The organism is Rhodococcus sp. DMU1, from assembly GCF_012272955.1.
Lineage (GTDB): Bacteria > Actinomycetota > Actinomycetes > Mycobacteriales > Mycobacteriaceae > Rhodococcus > Rhodococcus aetherivorans.
This window is the reverse complement of the sequence record NZ_CP050952.1, coordinates 3,950,406-3,976,539: the sequence shown is the minus strand read 5'-3', so window position 1 is coordinate 3,976,539 and position 26,134 is coordinate 3,950,406. Positions and strand designations below refer to the sequence as shown.

Sequence of the window (26,134 nt, the reverse complement as noted above, 5' to 3'; positions counted from 1 at the left end):
GTGTGCTCCGTTCGCGGTGACGACCCGATGCTCCGCGACTGTAGTGGCGTCCGGTCCTCAGCCGACGTCCCGGCGCCGGAACCCCGCGAACCCCGCCGCGACGAACAGCGCGGCCACGGCGGTGAGCACGGCGAACCCGAGCCACTGCGGCGGCGCCGCCGTCACCACCGGCACGTGCCGGAACGGGCTGATCCCCAGGATCCAGTTCCACAACCGGAACAGCGGCCCCAGGATCGTCAGCGCGAATGCGGCGACCACACCGAGCCAGCCGAGCATCCGCGCCTGGGGCCGGGCGCCGATCACCGCGACCGCCAGCCCGACCAGCACCCACACCGCCGGAATCGTCACGAGCGCCTGCCGGATCAGATCCCCGGCCGGAATCTGTCCACCCCGCGCCGACGAGACGTACGCGAACAGCGTCGCGCCCACGAGCAGCGCCGCCGCGGGGGCGAGCAGCGCGATCCCGGCGTGCGATGCGAAGTACCGGGTCCGGGTCAGCGCCCCGGCCAGCACCGGTTCGACCCGCAGCGCCAGTTCCTCGGCGCGCAGCCGCATCATTACCTGGACCCCGAACACCGCGGCGACGATGCCCATCAACTGCAGCATCGTCACCACGAAACCGAACACGAGCGAGCCGCGGCCGCTCCCGAGCAACGATCCGAGCGCCGGATTGTCGGCGAAGACATCGGCGAACGTGGTGGACATGAATCCGAACACCACCCCGAGCGCCACGAACACCGTCGCCCACGCAGCGAGCGCACCGCGGTGCAGCCGCAGCGCCAGGCCCCACACGCTCGTCCCCGCGCCGCCCTCCGCAGGCCCGGGTGACGGCGCGATCACGCCGACTCCGAAGTCCCGTCGCGCCTGTACGACGAACGCGACCAGCAGCAGCACCGCCGTCAGCGTCAGGCAGGCCGCCAGCGGCCACCAGTCGTTTCCCGACGCGGGACGGACCTGCTGCACCCAGCCGAGCGGGGTCGTCCAGATCGCCCATCCGTCCGGAGTGGTCACGTCGACGTAGGCGCGGATCAACAGGCAGGCTCCGAGGATCCCGATCGCGAGGGTATTGGCAGTGGGGGCGTAGGAGCCGAGCTGGGCGGTGACCGCCGCGAGGGCGCCGAACACCAGCCCGGACGCGGTGAACGTCGCGGCCAGCGTGATCGAGTTGGCGACACCGCCGCCGACGAGGATCGTCGCGCCCGCGCAGACGACACCGAGCGCGACGGAGGCCAGCGCCGCCCAGGCGACGGCCGTCGCCAGCCGGGCCTGGCGGCCGACGACGCCGGAGGCGATGAGCTCGGCCTGGCCCGAATCCTCGTGCGCGCGGCTGTTGCGGGTGACGGCCAGGATCGCCATCAGGGCCGCGAAGAACGCGCCGAGCGCCCCGGCCCGCCACGCGTTGAACCCGTCTGCGTACGTCAGGTCGCGAGCCGGACCGAACACGACCCGCAGAGCCGGGTTCGAGCCGAGCGTGGCATCGAGGGTGCGCCGGCTCGCCGCGTCCGGGAACACCCAGCCGTAGGCGAGGACCGACGACACCGACAGCGCCGTGATGAGCACGATCCACGGCGCGACGTTGCCGCGGTCCTGCTCGGCGGTGGCCCGCAGCAGCGGCCGCATCCCCGTCAACGATGCCGTCACGTCGGGGCCTGCCCGTCCCGGCCGTGCCGGTGATAGTGCCGCAGGAACAGCTCCTCGAGCGACGGCGGCGAGACGGTGACGCTGCGGATGTCGTAGCGGCCCAGCGCGGCGAGCACCGGGCCGGCGCGGCCGTGCTCGACCGCGCAGTGCACGCGCGGGCCGTCGATCCGCACGTCGTGGATCCCGGGCAGCGCCGTCAGCGCCGTCGGGTCGGCCACGGGCGCGGCGAGGACCGCGTCGATGGTGGACCGCAGGTCCGCGCGCATGTCCTCGAGGGTGCCGGTCTCGACGACCCGGCCGTCGCGGATGATGCTCATCCGGTCGGCGAGCGCCTCGACCTCGCTGAGAATGTGACTCGACAGCAGGACCGTCCGCCCGCGCTGTTTCTCCCGGGCGATCTCGTCGTGGAACACCGCGGACATGAGCGGATCGAGCCCCGCGGTCGGCTCGTCGAGCAGCAACAACTCCACGTCCGAGGCCAGCGCCGCGACGAGCGCGACCTTCTGCCGGTTGCCCTTCGAATAGGTGCGGCCGCGCTTGGTCGGATCGAGTTCGAACCGGTCGAGCAGGTCCGCGCGGCGGCGCCGGTCGAGCCCGCCGCGTAACCGGCCGAGCAGGTCGACGGCCTCGCCGCCGGTCATGCCGGGCCACAGGCTCACGTCGCCGGGCACGTAGGCGAGCCGCCGGTGCAGGCTCACCACGTCGCGCCAGGGGTCGCCGCCGAGCAGTTCGACGTGCCCGGCGTCCGGGCGGAGCAGTCCCAGCAGGACCCGCAGCGTGGTGGACTTGCCGGCGCCGTTGGGGCCGAGGAAGCCGTGCACCTCGCCGGTGGCGACCTCGAGATCGAGGTCGTCGAGCGCGGTGAATCGTCCGAATCGCTTGACCAGTCCCTCGATCCGGATCGCGGACGTCATGGGACGCACGCTACTCGTGGACTGCGGTGTGGGCGGCCGGTTCGTGCGGCACGTTCGGCTCCTCGCCCGGGGCAACGACGACGAACTGTCCCATCATGCCGTTGTCCTCGTGCCGGAGCAGGTGACAGTGGTACATGTACGGCGTCGCCGGGCCGGGGCGGCCGGCGAACCGCATCAGCAGCCGGACGGTGTGCCCCGGCGCGATGTATACGGTGTCCTTCGGGCCGGACAGCGCGGGATGGCCGTCGCCGAGGACGCGGAAGCTCGTGCCGTGGATGTGGAAGTTGTGGATCGCGCCGCTGCTGTTGCGGACCTCCCACACCTCCGTGGCGCCGGCGGCGACGGTCTGGTCGAGGCGCGCCATGTCCATTTCGCGGCCGTCGATGGTGCCGGAGCCGGTGAGATCGATGCGTCGCGTGACGGTGGGTGTGCCGAGATCCTCGGGGGAGGTCGGTTCCCCGGGCACCGGCGCGCTGGGCGCGAGGGTCCGCGCGGCACGCAGTTCGAGGACGTCGAACTCGTCGTCACCGCCGGAGAACCGGGTCTGCCAGAAGTCCGCGCCCAGGTCCGGCGCCGTGCTGCGGAGCACGGTCGTCGTGCCCGCGGGCAACGCGACGACGATCTCGGCGCGCTCGCCGGGGGAGAGTTGGATGCGGCGCATCGGCGCCGGACGTTCGAGCAGGCCGCCGTCGGTGCCGATGAGCAGGAACGGCAGGCCGGCGTCGAAGGAGAAGTTGTAGACGCGGGCGTTGGAGGCGTTCAGCAGCCGCAGTCGGATCCGCTCGGTGGCGACGTCGAGGTAGGGCCGCGGGGTGCCGTTGACGACGATCTCGTCGCCGAGGAGACCGACGGCGGCGAACATCGGCCCACGGGTGTCGAGCTGGTCGCCGTCGAACCGCTTGTCCTGCACCACGAGTGGGATGTCGTCGATCCCGTATCGATCGGGGAGGGACGGGCCGCCGGCCGGGTCGTCGAGCAGGAACATCCCGGCGACCCCGCGGTAGACGTGGTCGGCGGTGGCGCCGTGCGGGTGCGGGTGATACCACAGCGTTGCGGCGGGCTGGTCGATCGTCCACTGCGGACTCCACGTCGCCCCCGGGGCGATCGGCTGGTGCGGGCCGCCGTCCATCGCGGCCGGCAGGTGCATGCCGTGCCAGTGCAGGGTGCTGGTCTCGCCGAGATCGTTGGTGACGTTCACCCGCACCTGCTCGCCGCGCCCGGCACGCAGCGTCGGCCCGAGGTACGACCCGTTGACGCCCCAGGTCCGGGTACCGGGACCGCGACCGATGTCCGTGGTGCCGCGCTGCATGGTCAGATCGAACACGCGGACCCCGTCGGGCGTGACCGTGCTGTCCGCGAGCGGTGGGATGTTCAGCGGACGGTCGAAGGTGACCTGCCCGGTGGTGTCGACCACCGTCGAGTTCCAGGCGTGCACGACGACGCCGGCAGCGATCGCGGTGACGAGGACGATCACGGCGACGACGGCGCCGGACAGTTGCAGCAGTACCCGCTTCACGAGATCGATACTGCTGGGGCGGGCGCGGCGGCACATCCGGGCGCACACCGGAAATCGGAATGGGGGACAACCCCGAAGGGGACCGGCGCGCCTGGGTACTCGGCGGACCGAACGGGAGGTTCCTGCGACGAGCGGGCGGTTGCCGGGCGTGCTACTCGGCCGATGCCGCGGGAACCGCCTTCTCGCCGCGAGTTCCTCCCGGTTCGAGGCCGAAGGTGCGCACGAGGGACGGGAGAGGCGATGATTTCGGGGTGACGCGATGGTCTGTATCGCTGTACACCCCGAAGAGGAACAGGAGCGAGTCCCGTGCGCATCGTGGTCAGTGAGTTCATGAGCCTGGACGGCGTCGTGCAGGCGCCGGGTGGACCGGAGGAGGACACCGACGGGGGCTTCGCCCACGGCGGCTGGTCGTTCCCGTTCTTCGACGAGGAGGTGATGGGGGCGGCCATCGACGAGGCGATGGGCCGTACCGAGGCCCTGCTGTTCGGGCGGCGCACGTGGCAAACGATGGCCGCGGCGTGGCCCGAGCGGGCCGGCGACCCGTTCGCGGATCGGATGAACGCCGTCCCGAAGTACGTCGTGTCCCGGACGTTGCGGGACGCGGATCTGACGTGGAACAACACCACGCTGATCCCCGGCGACGAGGTCGTCGCAGCCGTGCGGAAGCTGCACGAGACCGACGGCGGCGACCTGATGGTCATGGGAAGCCCCACTCTCGTCCGGACCCTGCTCCACGAAGGGCTGGTCGACGAGCTGCGGCTCATGATCGAGCCGGTGATCCTCGGCGGCGGAAAGACGATCTTTCCGGGCGACGGTGTGCAGCGCACGCTCGCGCTGGTCTCCACGGTCACCAGCGGGACGGGCGTGCACGTCTGCACCTACCGCCCCGTCGCCGACGGGTAGGAGAAAAGCGTCAGCGTGCTGTGCGGATCGCCGGGATCCGGTCGTGCCGGTCGGCACGGACGATGCCGGGCAGCAACAGCTCCCACATCTGGTCGAGGCGGACCTCGAGGTCCGCGCGGTCGGCGAGGACCATCGACAGGAGATACACCCCGGCGACGGCGGAGACGAGGAACCGGGCGTGCGCTGTCGGGTTCAGTCGGGTGCTCAGCTCGCCTTCGGCTGCGGCGCGTCGGAACAGGCTCTCGAACACTGTGATCCAGCCTCGGTACGCCTCGGGATCGGCGCGTTCGTATTCGCCGGTCAGCCGCAATCCGGCCTGGACGATCAGGTCTTCGGTGAACAACCGGCCCAGCGCATGGGTGAGCGCGACCAGCTGCTCGAGCGCCGGGGCGTCGGTGTGCAGGACCGCGCCGATCGTGACGAGGGTGCGCTGTTCCTGTTCGGTGATCAACGCCTGGACCAAGGCGTCCTTGGTGGGGAAGTGGAAGGTCAGTGCGCCCTTGGTCACTTCGGCCGAGGCTGCGGCCTCTGCCAGGGCCGTGCCGTGGATGCCGTTGTCGGCGAACAACTGCGCGGCGGCGAGGAGGATCTGTTGTCGTGTCCGGATCGCGCGCTGCTGGGCCGGGCGCCCGGCAGGGGAAGCCGCGGCCGGCGCGTTCGCGTCGGCCGGGGCCGCTGCCGATTCGACGGTCGGTGCACCGACGGAGTCCCGGGGCATCACCACTCCTCGCTTCGTTGTCCGCCCCCACAGCATGCGTGACCTAGGTGCGGACGGGAGTGTTCCGTTCGGGCCGGCCCCCCGAGCCTGCCCGAACGGAACCTCACCCTCCGCTCCCTGCGGTGCAACCAGAGGCCCGTCCGTGCCGCGGCGCACGCCACGTCCCGGAGGTCTGTCCCTGGAGGCGCTCTCACCGTACCATTGAAAAACCAATCGTCCGGTTTCGTTAGTGCATCTGCGTCGGTGGGCGGTCGACCTCGTGATGGGCGCCCTCGGTGCTGGTCGGTCTCGATCTGCCGGCGCCCGTTGATGTCCGCTTGTGCAGGGTAGTTGTCAAGAGGCGTCTTGCGCTTCCGTGGAGTCCATCACCCGTATTGGATATTATCTGCGTATGAATGCAGATAATGATTCATGTCGGCGGCGGTTGCCGAGCGATCAGGTCGATCTCGTGGTCGAGGTCTTCCGTATGCTGGCCGATTCCACTCGAGTCCAGGTGTTGTGGGCGTTGGTGGATCGAGAGTTGTCGGTCAACGACCTTGCCGAGCATGTGGGGAAGCCCGCCCCGTCGGTGTCGCAACATCTGGCGAAGCTGCGGATGGCGCGGCTGGTGCGCACTCGGAAGGAGGGCACCCAGGTGATTTACCGGTTGGAGAACGATCACGTCCGCCAACTGGTGACCGACGCGGTGTTCAATGCCGAGCATGCCGGGCCCGGCGTTCCCGGTCATCACCGCACCGGCGACGATCTGCGGATTCTGCATGCCGAGCGAGGCGTCGATCCCGCACCGGCACACACGGAAGGTGGCCGAGCATGAGCCACGCGCCGAAACCGCCAACCCACACCCACAGCCACACCCACGGTCGTGGGCATGGGCACGAACGCGGTGGCCGGTGGGGTGCCGCGGTGCGGGAGGTGTTCGCTCCGCACAGCCACGACGCGGCGGACAGTGTCGACGACGCGCTCGAGTCCAGCGAAATCGGTATCCGGGCGGTCAAGATCAGCCTGGTCGCGCTGGTTGTCACCGCGGTCGCGCAGTTGGCTGTCGTCGCCGTCTCCGGGTCGGTCGCGCTGTTCGCGGACACGGTGCACAACTTCTCCGACGCGTTGACGGCGATTCCGCTGTGGATCGCGTTCGCGCTCGGCCGCCGGGCCGCCACCCGTCGCTACACCTACGGGTTCGGGCGGGCCGAGGACCTGGCCGGGCTGTTCGTGGTCGCGATGATCACCCTGTCCGCGGTGGTCGCCGGGGTCGAGGCGGTGCGTCGGCTGATCAACCCCGTCCCGATCCAGCAACTCGGATGGGTCGCCCTGGCCGGGCTCGTCGGATTCGTCGGCAACGAACTCGTCGCGCTCTACCGCATTCGCGTCGGCCGCCGGATCGGCTCCGCCGCTCTGGTCGCCGACGGGCTGCATGCTCGCACCGACGGTTTCACCTCCCTGGCCGTGTTGCTCGGCGCCGGCGGCGTGGCCCTCGGGTTCCCGCTGGCCGACCCGATCGTCGGACTGGTCATCACCGTCGCGATCCTCGTGGTCCTGCGCACCGCGGTGCGGGATGTGTTCCGGCGGTTGATGGACGGGATCGATCCCGAACTCGTCGATGCCGCCGAAAGATCGTTGTCCGAAGAGCCCGGCGTGCGCAGCGTGCGCAGTGTGCGGATGCGGTGGATCGGGCACCGGTTGCATGCCGACGTCGAACTCGACATCGATGCCGACACGAGCCTGGCCGACGCGCACCGGTTGGCGCACGAGGCCGAACACACCCTCACCCATGCGGTGCCGAAACTGTCCACTGCGCTCGTCCACGCCTATCCGGCGCACAACCCCGTCGCCGCCGGCAAGTCCTCACCGCATCGGCGGTGACGGACCACCCAGGGAACAAGCGGTGGGGTTCGGCGGCTTCCTTCGGCGAGTCCTCGACGGCCTGGCGGCACTGTCCGGCGCGAACCCGGGCGATGAGGTGCTCGATGGTGTCCTCTTCGCGGTGGTTCGATCGGCTTGCCGCCGGCCGCGTGCATATTCGTCCTCCTCGGGTCGGCCGCCCGCGGCAACGATTTCCGGCTCGGATGTCACATTCGATTCGTGGCCGGTGTCTCCATGCCGAGAGCACATAACCGAAGGAGGAATCATGACCAGCAGCACCAGGATCCCGAAGGCGGAGCTGACCGGCATCTACGGCGCGCTCGTCAAGCGGATGTCCCGAAGGATGCTCGGCGACGTGCCCGAGGCGGTGGGGGTGATGTGGCACAACCGGAAAGTGCTGAACTTCAGCTTCGGGGTCGGTCGCCGGATTCAGAAGTGGGACCGGTGTGACGAGAACCTGAAGTCGTTCGCCCACATGGCGGTGGCCAGCCTGGTCGGATGCAGCTTCTGTCTGGACCTCGGCTACTTCCATGCCCACAACAAGGGGCTGGACGTGGCGAAGGCGCGTGAAGTGCCGCGGTGGCGCGAGTCGGATGTCTTCACGCCGCTGGAGCGCGACGTCATGGAGTACGCCGAGGCGATGACGCAGACCCCGCCGACGGTCACCGACGAGTTGTCGGCCCGGCTGCTGGAGGCGCTCGGCCCGGCCGCGATGGTGGAGCTGACCGCGTACATCGCGCTGACGAACTTCATGACCCGCTCCAACACTGCACTCGGCATCGAGTCGCAGGGGTTTTCCGCCGCCTGCAACCTCGCGCCGCTCGCCGTAGCGTCGAAGGCATGACCGGCGACCCGTTCGTCGCCCACCGCAACCTGCTCTTCACCGTCGCCTACGAGATGCTCGGCTCTGCTGCCGACGCCGAGGACGTCGTCCAGGAGACGTGGCTGCGGTGGGCCGACGTGGACCGGACGGAGGTGCGGGACGCACGGGCCTATCTGGTCCGGATCGTCACTCGGCTGGCGCTCAACCGGCTGCGGGCACTGGCGCGGCAACGCGAGGAGTACGTCGGGGAATGGCTGCCCGAGCCGCTGCTCACCAGTCCCGATGTGGCCGAGGACGCCGAGCTCGCCGAGAGCGTCTCGATCGCGATGCTCACCGTGCTGGAGACCCTCGGTCAGGTCGAGCGGGCAGTGTTCGTGCTGCGTGAGGTGTTCGATACGCCGTACGACGAGATCGCCGAGGTGGTGGGTAAGACCCCGGCCGCGGTCCGGCAGATCGCGCACCGTGCCCGCCGGCATGTCACGGCGCGGCGGCCGCGGATGCGGGTGGACCCGGCCGAGCAGCTGGCAGTCGTCGAGACGTTCATGACTGCCCTCTCGACGGGGGACATGCAGGCTCTGATGGAGGTGCTCGCCCCGGACGTGGTGGCGATCGCCGACGGCGGCGGGGTGGTGCCGGCTGCCCGGAAGCCGATCGCCGGAGCCGAGAAACTGGCGGCGTTGCTGATCCGCTTGGCCAAGGCCCCGGGCTTCGTGGCGGCCGGCACCTGGCTCAACGGGATGCCGGGCGCACGATTCGAGGTCGAGGGCGCTGCCGCTGCAGTGAGTCTGGTGATCGCGGGCGGCCGGATCACCCGCCTCTACGCGATCAACAACCCACACAAACTGGGGCGGCTGGAGACGTCGACGGAACTGCGGCGGTGACCGTCGTCCGCGGGTGGTCGGCCGGCAGCCAATCGAACATATGTACGATGAGCGCAGGAGGTCGACCCGAAGGCGGTGACGGATGGGGTGGGGGAGTGGCCCGCCGACCTGGTCGGAGCTCGAACGCGTGCTGTCGGGCCGGCCCCGGCGCGACGTGGAGTTCCCCGGTGACGGCAGCGACAGTCCCGCCTGGTCGCGCACCCGGGGGGAGTACGAACCGCGTGTCCGGCCGCCCGACGGGCCTACCGTGCCCTACGCCGAACTGCACGCCCACTCGGCGTTCAGCTTCCTCGACGGCGCTTCCGGCCCCGAGGAATTCGTGGAGGAGGCGGTGCGTCTCGGCCTCGAAGCCGTTGCGCTCACCGATCACGACGGACTCTACGGCGTCGTGCGCTTCGCCGAGGCCGCCCGCGAGCTGGGGATGCGTACCGTGTTCGGTGCCGAGCTCTCCCTCGATGCCGGATCGGCGGACGAGACGCACCTGCTGGTTCTTGCGCGGGGGCAGGAGGGGTATCGGCGGTTGTCCCGCGAGATTGCCGCCGCGCACCTGGCGGGCGGGGAGAAGGGCAGGCCCCGCTACGACTACGACGCGCTCACCGGTGCGGCCGGCGGGCACTGGCAGATTCTCACCGGCTGCCGCCGCGGACACGTCCGCCGGGCACTCGAGGTCGGGGGGCCCGAGGCGGCGGGGACGGCACTGCGCGACCTCGTCGAGCGCTTCGGCGCCGATCGTGTCACGGTCGAGCTCACTCACCACGGCCTCCCCGAGGACGACGAGCGCAACGCGCTGCTCGCGGAACTTGCCGACAATCAAGGCCTTTCGTGTATCGCCAGCACGGCGGCCCACTACGCCACGCCGCACCGCCGGCGTCTGGCGACGGCCCTGGCCGCCATCCACGACCGGCAGAGTCTCGACGAGGCCGCGGGACGGCTCCTCCCGACCGGTGGCGCCCACCTGCGTTCCGGCGCCGAGATGGCACGACTGTTCGCCGCCCACCCCGGCGCCGTCCGTCGTGCCGCCGAACTCGCCCGCGACTGTGCCTTCGACCTGCGGCTCATCGCCCCGAACCTGCCCCCGTTCGACGTACCCGAGGGGCACACCGAACTCAGCCGGCTGCGCGAACTCGCCCTGAGCGGGGCGCGGCACCGCTACGGCGCCCCCGAGGACAACCCGGCGGCCTACCGGCAGATCGAGCACGAACTCGACGTCATCGGCCGGCTGAACTTCCCCGGCTACTTCCTCGTGGTGCACGACATCGTCACCTTCTGCAAGGACAACGACATCCTCTGCCAGGGGCGAGGTTCGGCCGCCAACTCCGCCGTCTGCTACGCCATCGGCATCACCAACGTCGACCCGGTCCGCAACGAGCTGCTCTTCGAACGATTCCTCTCCCCGGAGCGCGACGGCCCCCCCGACATCGACATCGACATCGAATCCGACCGCCGCGAGGAAGCCATCCAGCACGTCTACGCCAAGTACGGGCGCATGCACGCCGCCCAGGTCGCCAACGTCGTCACCTACCGCGGCAAGTCCGCCGTCCGCGACATGGCGCGGGCCCTCGGCTATGCGCAGGGCCAGCAGGACGCCTGGAGCCGGCAGGTCACCCGGTGGCACGGCGTGGAACAGGAGACCGACACCGACATCCCCCCGCCCGTCCTCGAGCTCGCCGCCCAGGTCGAGGGCCTGCCGCGCCATCTCGGCATCCACTCCGGCGGGATGGTGATCTGCGACCGTCCCGTCGCCGACGTGTGCCCCGTCGAATGGGCCCGCATGGCGGGCCGCACCGTGCTGCAGTGGGACAAGGACGACTGCGCGGCCGCGGGACTGGTCAAGTTCGACCTGCTCGGACTGGGCATGCTCTCCGCGCTGCACTACATGATCGACCTCGTCGCCGAGCACGAGGGGATCACGGTGGATCTCGCTCGTCTCGACCTCGCCGAGGAGGGGGTGTACGAGATGCTGCGCCGTGCCGACGCCGTCGGGGTGTTCCAGGTCGAGTCCCGCGCGCAGATGGCCACCCTCCCGCGCCTGAAGCCGCGCGTCTTCTACGACCTGGTGGTCGAGGTGGCGCTCATCCGGCCCGGTCCCATCCAGGGCGGGTCCGTGCACCCGTACATCCGGCGCCGCAACGGGCTCGAGCCCGTCACCTACGACCACCCCTGCCTCGAGAAGGCCCTGAAACGCACCCTCGGGGTCCCGCTGTTCCAGGAACAGCTGATGCAGATGGCTGTCGACGCCGCCGGGTTCACGGCCGCCGAGGCCGACCGGTTACGGCGCGCGATGGGGGCCAAGCGTTCCACCGCGAAGATGGAACGGCTGCGCGGCCGGCTCTACGACGGCATGCGCGAGCGGCACGGCATCACCGGCGACGTTGCCGACCGCATCTACGAGAAGCTCTATGCCTTCGCGAATTTCGGTTTCCCCGAAAGTCATTCGCAGAGTTTCGCCGCCCTGGTGTTCTATTCCGCATGGTTCAAGCTGCATCATCCGGCGGCGTTCTGCGCGGGCCTGCTGCGTGCGCAGCCGATGGGGTTCTACTCGCCGCAGTCCCTCGTCGCCGACGCCCGCCGTCACGGTGTCGTGGTCCACGGGCCCGACGTGAACGTGGGCCTCGCCCACGCCACCACCGAGAACCGGGGCCGGGAGGTGCGTCTCGGCCTCGGCGCGGTCCGCCACCTCGGTGACGCGCTCGCCGAACGGATCGTCGCCGAGCGCACGGCGCACGGCCCGTACACGTCGTTCCCGGACCTGTCCCGGCGCGTCGAGCTGAGCACCGCCCAGGCCGAGGCCCTCGCCACGGCCGGCGCCCTCGGGTGCTTCGGCATCACCCGCCGGGAGGCGCTGTGGTCGGCGAGCGCCGCAGCGGCGCAGCGGCCCGACCGGCTACCCGGCGTCGGCGCTTCGACGCAGGCCCCCGCGCTGCCCGGCATGAGCGATGTCGAACTGGCCGCCGCGGACGTGTGGGCGACGGGAGTCTCCCCGGACAGCTACCCCACCCAGTTCCTGCGGCCGCAGCTCGACGCGCTCGGCGTCGTGCCGGCGGCGCGGCTGCTGCAGGTCCCCGACGGGGCCCGGGTGCTCGTGGGCGGCGCGGTCACGCACCGGCAGCGTCCCGCGACCGCCGAGGGCGTGACGTTCCTCAATCTCGAGGACGAGACCGGGATGGTGAACGTGGTGTGCTCCGTCGGCCTGTGGGCGCGGTACCGCACGCTCGCGCACACCGCACTGGCGCTGCTCGTGCGCGGGCGGGTGCAGAACGCGGAGGGAGCGGTGACGGTGGTGGCGGACCGGTTGCAGCGCATGGATCTGCGCATCATCGGAAAGTCCCGCGACTTCCGTTAGCATCCTGCGGCATGCGACGCCCCCTGGTGCTCCTGCTCGCCCTGCTCGCGTGGTTCCTGGCCGGATGCGCCGGAGGCGGCGAGGGGCCGGCTGACGGTGGGCCAGGTGACGGGGCGCCGCCGCAGCCCTCCCTGTCCGACGGCACCCGCGAATCCGCGCCCGCGGACGCGCAGGCCACCGCGCGCAAGGAGATCGTCACCGGGCACCTGGTTCTGCGTGCCGACGATCCGATCGCGGCCGGACGACAGGTGGTGACGCTCGTCGAGGCCGCGGGCGGCCGGGTGGATTCGGTCACCGAGCAGCCGGGCGCCGGCAGCATGCTGACCGTCCGGGTGCCGGCGGACCGGCTCACCGGAACGATCGAGGACATCCGCGGTCTCGGCGAGGTGACCAGCCTGACGACCACCCGCGAGGACGTCACGCTCCAGTACACCGATCTCGAGGCGCGGATCGCGGCCCTGCAGTCGTCGGTGGACCGGCTGCGCGCACTGATGGCCTCGGCCGCGAGCACCGCCGACCTCATCGAGGCCGAGAACGCGCTGGCGCAGCGCCAGGGCGAACTCGACGGCCTCGTCGCCCAGCAGCGCTACCTCGCCGACCAGATCGAGTTGTCCACCCTGACCGTGGACATCTCGGCAGAGCGCCGCGCGGACCGGGACAGCTTCTGGGACGGAGTCCTCGCCGGATGGGACGCGTTGCGCTCGGCGCTGGCCGGGTCGGTGGTCGCTTTGGGGGTGGCGCTACCGTGGGTGGGGTTTCTCGCCGTGTGCGCAGCCGTTGTCTACGTGGTAGTCCGGCTCCTCGCACGGCGCGGCAAACCGGAACCAGCCCCGAACCCGGAGAGGAACGACCAGGATGCGTGAGGTCGGCCTGGCCGCATTGGACACCGCGCTCGCCGCCGGTGCACCCGTCATCGACGTCCGTGAGCGCGACGAGTACCTGCAGGTGCGGGTGCCCGGCGTGACGCTCATCCCGCTCAGCGAGTTCGTCGCCCGCGCCGACGAGATCCCGGACGCCGACACCGTCTACGTGATCTGTGCGGTCGGAGGACGCAGTTCGCAGGCAGCCAGCTATCTCGCCGGACGCGGCATCAACGCCGTGTCGGTGGCCGGCGGCACCGTGGCGTGGCAGCAGTCCGGCCGCGACATCGAAGCCGGGGTCTGACCGGCCGTCGCCCCGGAGGCGGTCACCCGGTCCCGCGCCGAGCGGCGGGGGAGGGGCCGCGCCGCAGGATCGAGCGGGCGCAGCGCACCACGGTCGGACGGTCGTAGGACACGACGTAGTCGAACTCACGGTCCCCGGCGGGATGCCGATGGTGGGTGCTCACCGCGGAGAGCACGCCCGCGAAGTGGGCGCCGAGGACCACGACGTTCCACTCCTCGGCCAGCGGGTCCGCCGGGTCGAGAGGCGTGTGGACGACGCCGGACTCCACACCGGCCTTCATCCCCACTGCGTAGGCGCCGGCGTGGGCGACGCCCCCGGCCATGCCCGACCAGCGGGATCGGGTGGAGGCGCAGAAGTGGTCGACGTGCCGGAACGTGCCGAGCACCAGGGTGTCCGGACCGGCGGTGGCGGCGTGAGCTTCCAGGGTGGCGGTCATCCGGGCCAGCAGATGCTCGGTGCTGCGCACCGGGACGCGGCCGGACGCCACGGTGGCGTAGGGGGTCGGCGTCTCCACGTCGGGTGTGCTCCACGTCGGGCTCGGCGGGAAACACTCGGCGGGCTCGGCTCGCAGCGCGGGCGGATACAGCCGGCCGAGGCCGTGGGTGGCCCCGAGTTCGAGTGCCCGCCGCCGGTGCCGGAGTGAGTCGACCCCGTCGGCCACCAGGACAGCGCCCGTACGTTCGACGTGCGCGGCCACGGCATGGAGGGTGGGCGCGACGTCGCTGTCCGCCCGCCGCGTCAGCATCCCGGACGCGAGGATCACGATCTCCGGTTCGAGCAGCGCCAGCAGCGCCGAGGCCCGCGGATCGGCCCCCACCTCGTCGACCGCCACGAGCCGTCCGGCGCGGCGGGATTCGGCGGCCGCGCGCACGGCGTGGCCGAGGGCGTCGCGCGCGCCGGAGTCCGGTCCGAGGTGGACGGGGACGAGTACGGAGACGTCGGCGGCCGGAACCGCGCGGTGGGGCGGCCGGCGGCGGGGGGACGGCCCGGACGCGCGTACCAGTGATGCCGCGAGCAGTCCGTCGTCGAGGCGCCGGATCGGTACTTCGACGGCGTCGAGCGTTTCCACCTCGTCGCCGTCAGATCGCGGCGGCGACGACCGCCACCGCACCTGCGACGATGGCCGTGAGGGCGACGGCCAGCAGCGCGGAGCCGGCCACCGCCACGGCGGCGAGCGCACCCACGACCGTGACGCCGCCGGCGAGGATCATGCCTGCGTGCGGGCCGTCGAGCAGCGCCGAGGGGCCCTTCGGGCGGTGGGGGATCCGTGGTGCCGTCATGTCTGTTCTCCGAGTCGTTCGCCCGACAGCCGGTCGGCGAGCGTGTCGCCGGGTGTACCGGAGCGGTCCGAGTACCGAGCATCCCCGTCGCCGGTGTCGAGCCCGACGCAGGAAGATCACGGAAGCGTAACGACGTATAACGAATTGATACGAAGTCCGATCTTCCTGCAACGCAAGGAAAAACGAACCCGGCGACGGGAGGGTGGGATGTCTACAGTCGTTCGTATGACTGCGACGACGGGCTCGCCGACGCCCCCGAAGCGCGCGCCGGACGCGGGGACCGAGGGGTCCGGCCCGGTCGGGGACGACCGCCTCCGGCCCCTCCTGGTCCGGGTCGCGGGAAAGGACCGTGCCGCCTTCGCGGCGCTCTACGACCTCACCGTCGCACAGGTGCACGGCATCGTCCTCCGAGTCGTGCGCGGCGGCACCGACGCCGAGGACGTCACCCGCGAGGTGTTCGAGCAGGTGTGGCACACGGCCGACCGCTATGCCCCACAGGTCGGATCCCCCCTGGCCTGGCTGTCGGCGCTCGCGCACCGCCGGGCCGCCGACCGGATCCGCTCACGGGCCGGCGGGCCGCACGCCGGGGTCCCGGCCGCGGCCGAGGCGACGCCGCCCGGGTGCGGGCACGGTGAGCCGCTGTATCTCGCCTACTACGAGGGAATGACCTGCGGGCAGATCGCCGATCGCCTCGATCTGCCCGTCGCGACGGTCCGGGCCCGCATCCGGGCCGGTGTGGCCCGGATGCGGGCCACCGCCACGGACGTGCCCGCCGGCTGACGGCCTATCGGGTCAGCGCCGGCAGCACCGCGCCGAGGACATGCGGCATCCAGGGCGCGAACACCTGCGGGGTCTGTTCCACCTCGCGTACCACCTCGGCGAGGGACTGGAACCGCACCTCGGCCACTTCGCTCGGAACGGGACGAGGAGCCGTGGTGACGCGTCCGACGACCACGTGGTCGAACTCGTGCTCCATCAGCGACGAGTCCGGATCGTGGGCGGAGTAGACGACCGAGGCCACCTCCTGCAGGTCCGACGGGCGCACGCCCAGTTCGTCCCAGCTGCGCCGGGCCGCGGCGTCGAGCACGCTCTCGCCCGGCAGCGGATGCCCGCAGCAGCTGTTGGCCCACAGGCCGGCGAAGTGGTACTTGTCCAGGCTTCTGCGCTGCAGCAGCACGTTGTCGTCGGCATCGAGCAGGAATGCCGAGAATGCGCGATGCAGCGGGGCCGGGGGGCGGTGCGCCGCCACCTTCTCGGCCGTCCCGACTTCCCGACCGTCGCGGTCGACCAGCACGACTAGAGTCACGACGTCTCACCTCCCCGTTCCACGTTCCCACAGTTGCGGCGTTTCCCCACGACGAGGCTCCGCACGCGGCGTCGGTGGGCATTCGGAGCGGCCACCGGAGTGGATGGGTTCGCTGCCGGACCGGCTCAGACCGCGCCCGCGAAGCCGTGCTGGCGCCACGCCTCGTACGTGACCACCGCCGCCGCGTTCGACAGGTTCAGCGAGCGCCGGCCCGGCAGCATCGGAATCCGCACCGTGGCGGTGACGTGCGGGTCGGCGAGCACCTCGTCGGACAGTCCGGTCGGTTCCGGCCCGAAGAGGAACACGTCACCGGGCCGGTACTCGAGCGCGGCGTACGACACGCTCGCGTGCGCGGTGAACGCGTACACCCGCTCCGGCCGCAGCGCGGCCCAGGCGGCCTCGAGGTCCTTGTGCACGGACACCGACGCCAGATCGTGGTAGTCCAGGCCGGCGCGCCGCAGCTTGGGTTCGGAGAGATCGAATCCGAGCGGCTCCACCAGATGCAGCTCGCATCCGGTCCCGGCGACCATGCGGATCGCATTGCCTGTGTTGGGCGGGATACACGGCTCGTGGAACATCACTCGGAACACCGATCCAGCTTGCCAGTCGGTGTCTCCGGGTCGTTCGCCGGCAGCCGCTCCCGGGTCGGACCGTCGCGCGCGGCCGTCCGGCCGAGTCGCCGATGCGGCGTGCCCGGCCCGGGGCGGGACCGGCTGTGGTGAGGCTGTCTCCGCCCCGGCTGGACGACCTGAGACAATGGCGGTCGTGACTGCGACGATCCTGGACGGCAAAGCGACCCGCGACGAGATTTTCGAGGACCTGAAGGCCCGCGTGGCCGCGCTGAAGGCGAAGGGCATCACCCCCGGCCTCGGCACCGTTCTCGTCGGCGACGACCCGGGATCCGCGGCGTATGTGCGCGGCAAGCACAACGACTGCGCCAAGGTCGGCATCACCTCCATCCGCCGCGACCTGCCCGCCGCCACGACGCAGGAGGAGCTCGAGGCGGTCATCGACGAGCTGAACGCCGACCCCGCCTGCACCGGCTACATCGTGCAGCTGCCGCTCCCGAAGCACCTCGACGAGAACGCCGCGCTCGAGCGGATCGACCCCGACAAGGACGCCGACGGGCTGCACCCGATCAACCTCGGGCGCCTCGTCCTCGGCAAGGAGGCGGCGCTGCCGTGCACCCCGCGCGGCATCGTGCACCTGCTGCGCCGCTACGAGGTCCCGATCGCGGGTGCCCACGTGGCCGTCGTGGGCCGCGGCGTCACCGTCGGCCGGCCGATCGGGCTGCTGCTCACCCGGCGCAGCGAGAACGCCACCGTGACCCTCTGCCACACCGGCACGAAGGATCTCGCCGCGGAGGTGCGGCGCGCGGACATCGTCGTCGCCGCCGCCGGTGTGCCGGGACTGATCACCGCCGACATGGTCAAGCCGGGTGCGGCGGTCCTGGACGTGGGTGTGAGCCGGACGCCGGAGGGCCTGCGCGGCGACGTCGCCGACGACGTCCGAGAGGTCGCCGGGTTCCTCTCGCCCAATCCCGGCGGCGTCGGCCCCCTGACCCGTGCGTTCCTGCTGGCGAACGTGGTCGAGCGAGCCGAACAGCTCGCCGGCCGCTGACCCGGTGGTGCAACTGGCCGGCGCGGAGCGCTGGGTGCGTCTGGCCCGGCGGAATCTGCCGCTGCTGGCGGTGACGGTCGTCATCGCCGCGGCGGTGATCCTCGTCGTGGCGGATCGGTGGCGCCGCGGTGCGTTCGTCTTCGGCAGCGCCACCCTGCTCGCCGGCCTGCTGCGCCTGTGGGTGCCCGAGGACCTGGTCGGCGTGCTCGCCGTGCGCAGCCGGACCTTCGACGTGTCCGCGCTCCTCGTGGTGGGCGGTCTCATCATCGCCCTGGCGGTCTCGATCGATCCTCTCGGCACCGGCTGAACCGCCGGGCCTCGGCGGCCCGGCGGCACGCGATCCTCAGCCCCGCGCGAGGGTGACGAGCTCGGACAGGAGCTTGGCGACGGCGTCGGCCTCGGTGAGGAAGCCGTCGTGACCGTCCCGGGACTCGAGGACACGCAGCCCGTCGCAGCCGGGCAGCCCGTCGGCGATCTCCTGCTGCAGCCGCAGCGGGTACAGGCGGTCGGAGTCCACGCCGGCGACGATCGTCGGCACCGGGGTGGATCCGAGCGCGGCGGCCACGCCGCCCCGGCCGTGCCCGACGTCGTGCCGGTTCATCGCCTGGGTGAGCGCCACGTAGGTACCGGGATCGAAGCGGGCGACGAGCTTGTCGGCCTGGTGCTCCAGGTAGCTCTGCACCGCGTATCGGCCACCGTTCCAAGGGTTTTCACTCCCCTGGGGGGAGTTGGCGAAGCGGGTGTCGAGCTCGCCCTCGGTCCGGTACGTCAGATGCGCGATCCGCCGGGCGATGCCCAGTCCGGCCCGCGGCACCCGTCCGGTTCCGTAGTAGTCCCCGCCTTGCCAGTCCGGGTCGGCGGTGATTGCGGCGATCTGCGTGGTCTGGGTGCCGATCTGGTCGGCGGTGGCGCGGGCGCCCACCGCCAGGACCAGGGCCGCCCGCACCCGTTCCGGATATCCGACGATCCATTCGAGCGTCCGCATGCCGCCCATGGACCCTCCGGTCACGGCGGCGAACCTGTCGATGCCGAGCGCGTCGGCGAGGGCGACCTCGGCGGCGACCTGGTCGCGCACCGTGATGCCGGGGAACCGGGAGCCCCACGCCTTGCCGTCCGGGGCGGTCGAACCGGGCCCGGTGGTGCCGCGGCAGCCGCCCAGCACGTTCGTCGCCACGACGCACCACCGGTCGGTGTCGATCGGCGCACCGGGACCGACCATCCCGGACCACCAGCCCGGCGACGGGTGCTCGGGCCCGGCGGGGCCGGTCACGTGCGAGTCCCCGGTGAGGGCGTGTTCGACGAGGACGACGTTGTCGCGGGTCGGCGACAGCCTGCCCCACCGTTGCACCGCCACCGTCACGTCGGGCAGGGTCGCGCCGCTCTCCAGCGCCAGCGGCCCGATGTCGACCGTGCCCAGACGGCCGTCCTCCGGCGGCAGCTCCACGTGGCGCCGGTCGACGCGCGCCGTCAAGACGCGACCGCCTCGAGGCCGGTGGTGATGTCGGCGAGGATGTCGTCGATGCCTTCGATGCCCACGGCGAGGCGGACCTGGCCGGGGGTGACGCCGGCGGCGAGTTGCTCGGTGGCGGTGAGCTGGGAGTGGGTGGTGGAGGCGGGGTGGATGACCAGCGAGCGGACGTCGCCGATGTTGGCGACGTGGCTGTGCAGGGTCAGTGCGTCGACGAACTTCTTGCCGGCGTCGACGCCGCCGGCGAGTTCGAAGGTGACGATGGCGCCGGTGCCGCGGGGGGCGAGCTGCCGGCCGCGTCGGTACCAGGGGGAGGAGGGCAGGCCGGCGTAGGCGACGGAGGTGACCTCGGGGCGACCGTCGAGGAATTCGGCGACGCGGGCGGCGTTGGCGACGTGCCGTTCCATGCGCAGCGACAGGGTTTCCAGGCCCTGGGCGATGAGGAAGGCGTTGAACGGGGACACCGCGGAGCCGAGGTCGCGCAGCAGTTGCACGCGGGCCTTGAGGGCGTAGGCGGGGGCGCCGAGGTCGGCGTAGACCACGCCGTGGTAGCTGGGGTCGGGGGTGACGAACTGGGGGTGCCGCGCGGTGCCGTCGGGGCCGGTGGCGGTCCAGTCGAAGGTGCCGCCGTCGACGAGGACGCCGGCGATGGCGGTGCCGTGGCCGCCGAGGTATTTGGTGGCCGAGTGCACGACGATGTCGGCGCCGTGCTCGAGGGGGCGGATCAGGTAGGGGGTGGCGACGGTGTTGTCGACGATCAGCGGCAGGTGGTGCTCGTGGGCCACCCCGGAGATGCCCGGCAGGTCGAGGAGGTGGTTCTTGGGGTTGGCGATGGTTTCGCCGTAGAAGGCGCGGGTGGTGGGGCGGATCGCGGCGCGCCACTGGTCGAGGTCGTCGGGGTCGTCGACGAAGGTGACCTCGATGCCGAGTCGGGGCAGGGTGTAGTGGAACAGGTTGTAGGTGCCGCCGTAGAGGTAGGGGCTGGAGACGAGGTGGTCGCCGGCGGCGGCGAGGTTGAGCACGGCGAAGGTTTCGGCGGCCTGGCCGGAGGACAGCAGCAGGGCGGCGGCGCCGCCTTCGAGGGCGGCGATGCGTTGTTCGACCGCGTCCTGGGTGGGGTTCATGATGCGGGTGTAGATGTTGCCCGGTTCGGTGAGGCCGAACAGGGCGGCGGCGTGGTCGGTGCTGTCGAAGGTGTAGCTGGTGGTCTGGTAGATCGGCAGGGCGCGGGCGCGGGTGTCGCCGCCGCCGGGCTGGCCCACGTGGATCTGCTTGGTCTCGAAGCTCCAGCCGTCTTCGCGCCGGGTGTTCTCGCTGTCGGTCATGATGTCCTTCTGGCCGTGGTCGGGAGGTCGGGGCGGCTAGGGGCGACAGCTCATGATCACAACCCTCATGACGAATACCTCCATCGGACCGGCTTGTCGTGCGGCGTGGCGCCGGACGACCGGGTCATCACCCGGAGCACCCCACCCTGGCCGGAGGGTTGCCGACCAGCAAGCCGGGGCTTCACGCTGGTACTCATGACCTGGCGCGAGTCTAGCGGCTCGAACGGATGCTTCGGTAGGCGACCCATACCTCCCGGCGGGAGGCGCCTGAGCAGGCGAAAGTTACCCGCCGGTAGCCCGGGGCCCGCTTGGCGGACCGGGTCGATAGCAGTACGCTCGTCTTGTTTGGATCGTGTTCCGCACGTGTGAGCACGCCATAAATGGTTCATTGAGCCGACCACGATCGCACCCACAAAGTGCGATCGACTTGGGACCAGGGACACTTCCTAGGAGGACGCGAAGCGCACATGTCCAAGATCAAGGTTGAAGGAACGGTCGTCGAACTCGACGGCGACGAGATGACCCGCATCATCTGGCAGTTCATCAAAGACAAGCTGATCCATCCCTACCTGGATGTGAATCTCGAGTACTACGACCTCGGCATCGAGCACCGCGATGCAACCGACGACCAGGTCACCGTCGACGCAGCCAACGCCATCAAGAAGCACGGCGTCGGCGTCAAGTGCGCCACCATCACTCCCGACGAGGCCCGGGTCGAGGAGTTCGGCCTGAAGAAGATGTGGCGCTCGCCCAACGGCACGATCCGTAACATCCTGGGCGGCACCATCTTCCGTGCCCCGATCATCATCTCCAACGTGCCCCGCCTGGTGCCCGGCTGGACCAAGCCGGTCATCGTCGGCCGTCACGCCTTCGGTGACCAGTACCGCGCCACCGACTTCAAGGTCGACCGCCCGGGCACCGTCACCATCACCTTCACGCCGGAGGACGGCAGCGAGCCGATCCAGCACGAGGTGTGCCATATCCCCGAGGACGGCGGCGTCGTCATGGGGATGTACAACTACAAGAAGTCCATCCAGGACTTCGCGCGGGCCTCGCTGTCCTACGGTCTGCAGCAGAACTACCCGGTCTACCTCTCCACCAAGAACACGATCCTCAAGGCCTACGACGGCATGTTCAAGGACGAGTTCCAGCGGATCTTCGAGGAAGAGTTCAAGGCCGAGTTCGATGCCGCGGGCCTGACCTACGAGCACCGCCTCATCGACGACATGGTCGCCTCCTCGCTCAAGTGGGAGGGTGGCTACGTCTGGGCCTGCAAGAACTACGACGGCGACGTCCAGTCCGACACCGTCGCGCAGGGCTACGGCTCGCTGGGCCTGATGACGTCCGTGCTCATGACCCCGGACGGCAGGACCGTCGAGGCCGAGGCCGCGCACGGAACCGTCACCCGGCACTTCCGGCAGCATCAGGCGGGCAAGCCGACGTCGACCAACCCGATCGCGTCGATCTTCGCCTGGACCCGTGGCCTCGAGCACCGCGGCAAGCTCGACAACACCCCCGAGGTCATCGACTTCGCGCAGCAGCTCGAGGACGTCGTCATCAAGACCGTCGAAGCGGGACAGATGACCAAGGACCTCGCCCTGCTCATCGGCCCCGAGCAGGCATGGCTGACCACCGAGGAGTTCCTCGCCGCGCTCGACGAGAACCTCCAGAAGGCCCGCGCCTGACGCACGGACCGCACACGACGGGACGCCCCCCACCGGGGCGTCCCGTCGTCGTTTCGGGTCCGGCCCGTCGGCTACCGTGACCGTCGTGCCTCACGTCATCACCACCGTCAACGTCAACGGCGTCCGTGCCGCCGCCGGCAAGGGCCTGCTCGCGTGGCTGGCCACCGCGCAGGCCGACATCGTGTGCCTGCAGGAGGTGCGCGCCACCGAGCAGCAGTTCCACGCGGCGATCGCGCCCGCCCTCGACGCCGGGTGGTACGTGGTGTCCGCCGAATCGGAGGCCAAGGGCCGTGCCGGGGTCGCGATCCTGTCGCGGCGCCCGGCCGACGCCTCGCGCATCGGGTTCGACGAGGACGAGTTCGCGGCCTCCGGCCGGTACGTCGAGGCCGACTTCGGGGACGTGACCGTCGGCAGCCTGTACCTGCCCACCGGCGAGGCCGGCACCCCGAAGCAGGAGGAGAAGGAGCGGTTCATGGCGTCGTTCGCCACGCACCTGAACCACCGCGCCGCCGAGGCCGGGGCCGCGGCCCGGCACATGGTGGTGTGCGGGGACTGGAACATCGCCCACACCGAACGCGACATCAAGAACTGGAAGGGCAACGTCAAGAAGTCCGGATTCCTGCCGAGCGAGCGCGCGTGGCTCGACACGCTGCTCGCCGACGGCCGCTGGGTCGACGTGGTGCGCGCCCTGCACCCGGACGTCGACGGCCCGTACTCGTGGTGGTCCTACCGGGGCAAGGCGTTCGACACCGACGCCGGCTGGCGGATCGACTACCACCTCGTGACGGCGGAACTGGCCGAGCGGGCGAAGGAGGCCCGCGTCGAGCGTGCCGCCACCTATGCCGAGCGGTGGTCGGACCACGCCCCGGTCACCGTGCAGTTCCGCTGATCCGGGCGGATCCGCCGATCGGAGCCGACCTCCCGCGAGCGGCTCTCCGCGCACGTGAAAGTATCGACAACCATGGCGAGCACTGCAGAACAGAACACCACCGCGCCGACCGCCCGGCCCCGGGTGCTGTCGGGTATCCAGCCGACCTCCGACTCGTTCCACCTCGGGAACTTCCTCGGCGCGCTGCAACAGTGGGTTCCGTTGCAGGACGAGTTCGACGCCTACTACTTCATCCCCGATCTGCACGCGATCACCGTGCCGCAGGATCCGAAGGGGCTGCGCCGGCGCACCCTCCGCGCCGCCGCTCAGTTGCTCGCCGTCGGCATCGACCCGGACCGGTCGGTGCTGTTCGTCCAGAGCCAGGTGCCCGAGCACGCCGAGCTGGCGTGGGTTCTGAGCTGCATCACCGGTTTCGGCGAGGCTGGCCGGATGACGCAGTTCAAGGACAAGTCCGCCAAGGAGGGGACCGAGCACGCCAGCGTCGGCCTGTTCACCTACCCGGTGCTGATGGCGGCGGACATCCTGCTGTACCGCCCGCAGCGCGTGCCGGTGGGGGAGGACCAGCGCCAGCACCTCGAGCTGACCCGTGATCTCGCGCAGCGGTTCAACACCCGGTTCGGCAAGACGTTCGTCGTTCCCGAGCCGCAGATCATCAAGGGCACCGCCAAGATCTACGACCTGCAGAACCCCACTGCGAAGATGAGCAAGTCCGCGGCCACCCCGGCCGGTCTGATCAACCTGCTCGACGATCCGAAGGTGTCGGCGAAGAAGATCAAGTCGGCGGTGACGGACAACGAGCGCGAGATCCATTTCGACCTCGAGAACAAGCCCGGCGTGAGCAACCTGCTCACCATCCAGGCCGCCCTGTCCGGCCGGCCGGTCGACGAACTCGTCGCCGGCTACGCGGGCAAGGGGTACGGCGACCTCAAGGCCGACACCGCGGAGGTGCTCACCGAGTTCGTCGTGCCGCTGCAGGCGAAGGTCGACGAGTACCTCGCCGACGAGGCGGAACTGCTGCGCATCCTGTCGACCGGCGCCGACCAAGCCCGCGAGGTGGCTTCCCGGACACTCGGGCAGGTCTATGACAGGGTGGGATTCCTGCCCCGCAAGTAGCCGGGGGCGTGCCCCGCACACAGCCCGGGGCGACGGAACGCGGAAGGAGTTGCCCACCGATGGCCGACGATTCCACCGAACCGTCGAAAACGGGATTCGTCGACCGGCAACGAGCAGCGCATCCGTCGCTCGACCACCTGGTGCGGGCCGGCCTGCGGTACCAGGAGCAGAAGGGCGACTACTACGCCGCGGGGATCACGTATTTCAGTGTGCTGTCCCTGATTCCCATCCTGATGCTGTCGTTCTCGGTGGCCGGTTTCGTGCTCGCGGGCCGGCCCGAGACCCTCGAGCAGCTGCAGACCGCGATCGCCCAGAACATCCCCGGCGAACTCGGTGCGACGGTGCAGGGTCTGGTGGACTCCGCGATCGCCTCCCGCAGCGCCGTCGGAACACTGGGCCTGCTCACCGCCGCGTATGCGGGGATCGGCTGGATCACCAACCTGCGGGACGCGCTCACGGCGATGTGGGACCATCCGCATGTCAAGGACGGGTTCGTGCGCACCAAGGTCAACGACGCGCTGACCCTCCTCGGCCTGGGCCTCGCCATCGTGGCGTCGCTGGCCCTGTCGGCCGCCAGCAGCGGCCCCGTCATGGACCTCTTCGTCGGGGTGCTGCGGCTCGAGAACGTGCCCGGCATCGGGGTGGCGCTGACGGTGGCGACGATCGCCATCGCCGTGTGCGCGACGTGGTTGCTGTTCACCTGGGTGATCGCCCGGCTGCCCCGGGAGCCCGTCACCTTCCGCAGCGCGATGCGGGCCGGCCTGCTCGCCGCCGTGGCGTTCGAGGTGTTCAAGCAGGTCGGCTCGATCTACCTTTCCCGGGTCACCAGCGGCCCCGCCGGGGTGGCGTTCGGCCCGATCCTCGGCGTGCTGGTCTTCGCGAACCTGACCGCCCGGATGGTGTTGTTCGCCACGGCGTGGGCGGCATCGTCCAAGGAGAATCTGGTCATGGCCCACGTGCCGCCGCCGGAGCTGGCTCGGATCATGCCGCGGGTGGAGGTGCACGAGGGGCCCGGCCTGCGCGGCGGTCTGGCGCTCGTCGGTGCCGGGGCCCTCGGCGGGGTCTTGCTCAGCGAGCGCTCGCGCGCCATTCGTCGAGCTGTGCGATCGCGGCTTCGGCGGTAGCGACCGCCTCGTCGCGGTCGACGCGGGCGAGCAGCAGCGTGCTCAGCGACAGCGACGCCAGCACCCGTACCCGGCGGGCCAGCGCCTCGTCGTCGGCGGCGGGGTCGAGGGCGCGCAGCGCGTGCGTGAACGCGGTGGTCAGTTCGGCGCGGTAGGCGGTGACGACCGCGCGTTGCGTCTCGTCGTGGGCCGCAAGGCCGGCGGTGCTGTTCAGCAGCAGGCAGCCGCGGCGCGGCGAGTCGTCCGGCAGGGCGGCCACGGTGCGGGCCAGTGCCCGGAAGTAGCGTGCCGCGGCATCGGGCGCGGTGGGCTCGTCGGTGAGGACGCGCAGCCGGGGTCGCACCACGCGGTCGAGGTAGTCGCGGACGGCGGCGTCGAACAATCCGCGCTTGCTGGTGAAGGCGTTGTAGAGGCTCGACCGGTTCAGCCCCGTCGCCCGCTCGAGCTCGGGGACGGAGGTGGCCTCGAAGCCTTTGTCCCAGAACAGATCCCGTGCCCGTTCCACGACGTCTGCGGTGTCGAACTCCGGTGGCCGTCCCATGTGCCCTTCCGTTCCCCGTT

Annotated in this window: 26 protein-coding genes and 1 riboswitch; of the genes, 15 read left to right on the top strand and 11 right to left on the bottom strand. The window is 70.8% G+C overall.

What is annotated here, in order from left to right; all coding sequences use genetic code 11:
- Positions 1-57: 57 nt before the first annotated feature.
- The 3 genes from HFP48_RS18350 to HFP48_RS18340 are packed head-to-tail and all read right to left on the bottom strand — an operon-like array spanning position 58 to position 4,107.
- Entirely contained in the window at positions 58-1,641 is a 1,584-nt protein-coding gene (locus tag HFP48_RS18350; protein WP_246872433.1) for a multidrug ABC transporter permease, read from the bottom strand.
- A complete protein-coding gene (locus HFP48_RS18345) occupies positions 1,638-2,555 on the bottom strand; it encodes an ABC transporter ATP-binding protein (RefSeq protein WP_050035508.1) in 918 nt (305 codons plus the stop codon). The genes HFP48_RS18350 and HFP48_RS18345 overlap by 4 nt, the downstream gene beginning before the upstream one ends.
- Before the next feature lie 10 nt (positions 2,556-2,565).
- The gene (locus HFP48_RS18340; protein WP_168579844.1) at positions 2,566-4,107 is read right to left on the bottom strand and encodes a multicopper oxidase domain-containing protein; all 1,542 of its coding nucleotides are present in this window, start codon (positions 4,105-4,107) and stop codon (positions 2,566-2,568) included.
- Positions 4,108-4,377: 270 nt separating this feature from the next.
- Between HFP48_RS18340 and HFP48_RS18335 the strand changes: the two genes are divergently transcribed.
- A complete protein-coding gene (locus HFP48_RS18335; RefSeq protein WP_168579843.1) occupies positions 4,378-4,974 on the top strand; it encodes a dihydrofolate reductase family protein in 597 nt (198 codons plus the stop codon).
- Positions 4,975-4,984: 10 nt separating this feature from the next.
- Here HFP48_RS18335 and HFP48_RS18330 read toward each other — a convergent pair whose 3' ends face one another.
- The gene (locus HFP48_RS18330; protein WP_168579842.1) at positions 4,985-5,692 is read right to left on the bottom strand and encodes a ScbR family autoregulator-binding transcription factor; all 708 of its coding nucleotides are present in this window, start codon (positions 5,690-5,692) and stop codon (positions 4,985-4,987) included.
- Between the two features lie 391 nt (positions 5,693-6,083).
- Between HFP48_RS18330 and HFP48_RS18325 the strand changes: the two genes are divergently transcribed.
- The 7 genes from HFP48_RS18325 to HFP48_RS18295 all read left to right on the top strand — a co-directional run bounded on the left by HFP48_RS18325 (position 6,084) and on the right by HFP48_RS18295 (position 13,763).
- Positions 6,084-6,506, top strand: a complete 423-nt coding sequence (locus tag HFP48_RS18325) for a metalloregulator ArsR/SmtB family transcription factor (protein ID WP_168580600.1) — start codon at positions 6,084-6,086, stop codon at positions 6,504-6,506.
- Positions 6,503-7,552, top strand: a complete 1,050-nt coding sequence (locus HFP48_RS18320) for a cation diffusion facilitator family transporter (protein ID WP_050035505.1) — start codon at positions 6,503-6,505, stop codon at positions 7,550-7,552. The genes HFP48_RS18325 and HFP48_RS18320 overlap by 4 nt, the downstream gene beginning before the upstream one ends.
- A gap of 265 nt (positions 7,553-7,817) precedes the next feature.
- Positions 7,818-8,396 (top strand): carboxymuconolactone decarboxylase family protein, encoded by a 579-nt coding sequence (locus tag HFP48_RS18315; protein WP_029544755.1) that lies wholly within the window; start codon positions 7,818-7,820, stop codon positions 8,394-8,396.
- A complete protein-coding gene (locus HFP48_RS18310; RefSeq protein WP_168579841.1) occupies positions 8,393-9,256 on the top strand; it encodes an RNA polymerase sigma-70 factor in 864 nt (287 codons plus the stop codon). Before HFP48_RS18315 ends, HFP48_RS18310 begins: the two co-directional genes overlap by 4 nt.
- A gap of 82 nt (positions 9,257-9,338) precedes the next feature.
- Entirely contained in the window at positions 9,339-12,599 is a 3,261-nt protein-coding gene (locus tag HFP48_RS18305) for an error-prone DNA polymerase (RefSeq protein ID WP_168579840.1), read from the top strand.
- 11 nt (positions 12,600-12,610) lie between these two features.
- Positions 12,611-13,462 (top strand): DUF4349 domain-containing protein, encoded by an 852-nt coding sequence (locus HFP48_RS18300; RefSeq protein WP_006945844.1) that lies wholly within the window; start codon positions 12,611-12,613, stop codon positions 13,460-13,462.
- Positions 13,455-13,763 (top strand): rhodanese-like domain-containing protein, encoded by a 309-nt coding sequence (locus HFP48_RS18295; protein ID WP_006945846.1) that lies wholly within the window; start codon positions 13,455-13,457, stop codon positions 13,761-13,763. The genes HFP48_RS18300 and HFP48_RS18295 overlap by 8 nt, the downstream gene beginning before the upstream one ends.
- A 22-nt stretch (positions 13,764-13,785) precedes the next feature.
- On the opposite strand, the gene HFP48_RS18290 is transcribed toward HFP48_RS18295, so the two are convergent.
- On the bottom strand, positions 13,786-14,832 hold the full coding sequence (locus HFP48_RS18290) for a DICT sensory domain-containing protein (protein ID WP_168579839.1): 1,047 nt from the start codon (positions 14,830-14,832) through the stop codon (positions 13,786-13,788).
- A gap of 10 nt (positions 14,833-14,842) precedes the next feature.
- Positions 14,843-15,043 carry a hypothetical protein gene (locus HFP48_RS18285; protein WP_029544747.1) on the bottom strand — a complete coding sequence of 67 codons (201 nt, stop codon included), beginning with the start codon at positions 15,041-15,043 and terminating at the stop codon, positions 14,843-14,845.
- A gap of 225 nt (positions 15,044-15,268) precedes the next feature.
- Between HFP48_RS18285 and HFP48_RS18280 the strand changes: the two genes are divergently transcribed.
- Positions 15,269-15,823, top strand: a complete 555-nt coding sequence (locus tag HFP48_RS18280) for a sigma factor (RefSeq protein WP_168579838.1) — start codon at positions 15,269-15,271, stop codon at positions 15,821-15,823.
- A gap of 4 nt (positions 15,824-15,827) precedes the next feature.
- Here the strand turns inward: HFP48_RS18280 and idi are convergent, their stop codons facing one another.
- Together idi and HFP48_RS18270 are read right to left on the bottom strand one after the other, a co-directional pair.
- Positions 15,828-16,349, bottom strand: a complete 522-nt coding sequence (gene idi / locus HFP48_RS18275) for an isopentenyl-diphosphate Delta-isomerase (RefSeq protein ID WP_044476485.1) — start codon at positions 16,347-16,349, stop codon at positions 15,828-15,830.
- A 125-nt stretch (positions 16,350-16,474) separates the two neighbouring features.
- Complete coding sequence (locus tag HFP48_RS18270; RefSeq protein WP_043802582.1) at positions 16,475-16,939, bottom strand: tRNA (cytidine(34)-2'-O)-methyltransferase; 465 nt, start codon at positions 16,937-16,939, stop codon at positions 16,475-16,477.
- A gap of 175 nt (positions 16,940-17,114) precedes the next feature.
- Between HFP48_RS18270 and HFP48_RS18265 the strand changes: the two genes are divergently transcribed.
- Together HFP48_RS18265 and HFP48_RS18260 are read left to right on the top strand one after the other, a co-directional pair.
- Complete coding sequence (locus HFP48_RS18265) at positions 17,115-17,969, top strand: bifunctional methylenetetrahydrofolate dehydrogenase/methenyltetrahydrofolate cyclohydrolase (RefSeq protein ID WP_185113681.1); 855 nt, start codon at positions 17,115-17,117, stop codon at positions 17,967-17,969.
- A gap of 4 nt (positions 17,970-17,973) precedes the next feature.
- On the top strand, positions 17,974-18,276 hold the full coding sequence (locus tag HFP48_RS18260; RefSeq protein WP_029544738.1) for a DUF3017 domain-containing protein: 303 nt from the start codon (positions 17,974-17,976) through the stop codon (positions 18,274-18,276).
- A gap of 36 nt (positions 18,277-18,312) precedes the next feature.
- On the opposite strand, the gene HFP48_RS18255 is transcribed toward HFP48_RS18260, so the two are convergent.
- On the bottom strand, positions 18,313-19,440 hold the full coding sequence (locus tag HFP48_RS18255; RefSeq protein ID WP_029544736.1) for a homoserine O-acetyltransferase: 1,128 nt from the start codon (positions 19,438-19,440) through the stop codon (positions 18,313-18,315).
- Positions 19,437-20,762 (bottom strand): bifunctional o-acetylhomoserine/o-acetylserine sulfhydrylase, encoded by a 1,326-nt coding sequence (locus tag HFP48_RS18250; protein ID WP_168579837.1) that lies wholly within the window; start codon positions 20,760-20,762, stop codon positions 19,437-19,439. The genes HFP48_RS18255 and HFP48_RS18250 overlap by 4 nt, the downstream gene beginning before the upstream one ends.
- A gap of 85 nt (positions 20,763-20,847) precedes the next feature.
- Positions 20,848-20,963, bottom strand: a riboswitch (SAM riboswitch).
- Positions 20,964-21,229: 266 nt separating this feature from the next.
- Between HFP48_RS18250 and HFP48_RS18245 the strand changes: the two genes are divergently transcribed.
- The 4 genes from HFP48_RS18245 (at position 21,230) to yhjD (ending at position 25,573) form a co-directional block, all read left to right on the top strand.
- Positions 21,230-22,447 (top strand): NADP-dependent isocitrate dehydrogenase, encoded by a 1,218-nt coding sequence (locus HFP48_RS18245; RefSeq protein WP_006939696.1) that lies wholly within the window; start codon positions 21,230-21,232, stop codon positions 22,445-22,447.
- A gap of 85 nt (positions 22,448-22,532) precedes the next feature.
- On the top strand, positions 22,533-23,336 hold the full coding sequence (locus tag HFP48_RS18240; RefSeq protein WP_029544732.1) for an exodeoxyribonuclease III: 804 nt from the start codon (positions 22,533-22,535) through the stop codon (positions 23,334-23,336).
- A 72-nt stretch (positions 23,337-23,408) separates the two neighbouring features.
- On the top strand, positions 23,409-24,449 hold the full coding sequence (trpS, locus tag HFP48_RS18235; protein WP_168579836.1) for a tryptophan--tRNA ligase: 1,041 nt from the start codon (positions 23,409-23,411) through the stop codon (positions 24,447-24,449).
- Between the two features lie 59 nt (positions 24,450-24,508).
- On the top strand, positions 24,509-25,573 hold the full coding sequence (gene yhjD, locus HFP48_RS18230; protein ID WP_006939693.1) for an inner membrane protein YhjD: 1,065 nt from the start codon (positions 24,509-24,511) through the stop codon (positions 25,571-25,573).
- On the opposite strand, the gene HFP48_RS18225 is transcribed toward yhjD, so the two are convergent.
- On the bottom strand, positions 25,518-26,114 hold the full coding sequence (locus tag HFP48_RS18225; RefSeq protein WP_029544730.1) for a TetR/AcrR family transcriptional regulator: 597 nt from the start codon (positions 26,112-26,114) through the stop codon (positions 25,518-25,520). The two genes, yhjD and HFP48_RS18225, sit on opposite strands and share 56 nt — an antisense overlap.
- Positions 26,115-26,134: the final 20 nt, after the last annotated feature.

What these genes read in the sequence shown, in the direction of transcription:
- HFP48_RS18300 (WP_006945844.1), top strand. Translation starts at nt 12,611, where the DNA reads ATGCGACGCCCCCTGGTGCTCCTGCTCGCCCTGCTCGCGTGGTTCCTG.
- HFP48_RS18225 (WP_029544730.1), bottom strand. Translation starts at nt 26,114, where the DNA reads ATGGGACGGCCACCGGAGTTCGACACCGCAGACGTCGTGGAACGGGCA.
- HFP48_RS18285 (WP_029544747.1), bottom strand. Translation starts at nt 15,043, where the DNA reads ATGACGGCACCACGGATCCCCCACCGCCCGAAGGGCCCCTCGGCGCTG.
- HFP48_RS18295 (WP_006945846.1), top strand. Translation starts at nt 13,455, where the DNA reads ATGCGTGAGGTCGGCCTGGCCGCATTGGACACCGCGCTCGCCGCCGGT.
- HFP48_RS18310 (WP_168579841.1), top strand. Translation starts at nt 8,393, where the DNA reads ATGACCGGCGACCCGTTCGTCGCCCACCGCAACCTGCTCTTCACCGTC.
- HFP48_RS18330 (WP_168579842.1), bottom strand. Translation starts at nt 5,692, where the DNA reads ATGCCCCGGGACTCCGTCGGTGCACCGACCGTCGAATCGGCAGCGGCC.
- yhjD (WP_006939693.1), top strand. Translation starts at nt 24,509, where the DNA reads ATGGCCGACGATTCCACCGAACCGTCGAAAACGGGATTCGTCGACCGG.
- HFP48_RS18250 (WP_168579837.1), bottom strand. Translation starts at nt 20,762, where the DNA reads ATGACCGACAGCGAGAACACCCGGCGCGAAGACGGCTGGAGCTTCGAG.
- HFP48_RS18305 (WP_168579840.1), top strand. Translation starts at nt 9,339, where the DNA reads ATGGGGTGGGGGAGTGGCCCGCCGACCTGGTCGGAGCTCGAACGCGTG.
- HFP48_RS18280 (WP_168579838.1), top strand. Translation starts at nt 15,269, where the DNA reads ATGACTGCGACGACGGGCTCGCCGACGCCCCCGAAGCGCGCGCCGGAC.
- HFP48_RS18325 (WP_168580600.1), top strand. Translation starts at nt 6,084, where the DNA reads ATGAATGCAGATAATGATTCATGTCGGCGGCGGTTGCCGAGCGATCAG.
- HFP48_RS18340 (WP_168579844.1), bottom strand. Translation starts at nt 4,107, where the DNA reads ATGTGCCGCCGCGCCCGCCCCAGCAGTATCGATCTCGTGAAGCGGGTA.
- HFP48_RS18345 (WP_050035508.1), bottom strand. Translation starts at nt 2,555, where the DNA reads ATGACGTCCGCGATCCGGATCGAGGGACTGGTCAAGCGATTCGGACGA.
- HFP48_RS18315 (WP_029544755.1), top strand. Translation starts at nt 7,818, where the DNA reads ATGACCAGCAGCACCAGGATCCCGAAGGCGGAGCTGACCGGCATCTAC.
- HFP48_RS18245 (WP_006939696.1), top strand. Translation starts at nt 21,230, where the DNA reads ATGTCCAAGATCAAGGTTGAAGGAACGGTCGTCGAACTCGACGGCGAC.
- trpS (WP_168579836.1), top strand. Translation starts at nt 23,409, where the DNA reads ATGGCGAGCACTGCAGAACAGAACACCACCGCGCCGACCGCCCGGCCC.
- HFP48_RS18320 (WP_050035505.1), top strand. Translation starts at nt 6,503, where the DNA reads ATGAGCCACGCGCCGAAACCGCCAACCCACACCCACAGCCACACCCAC.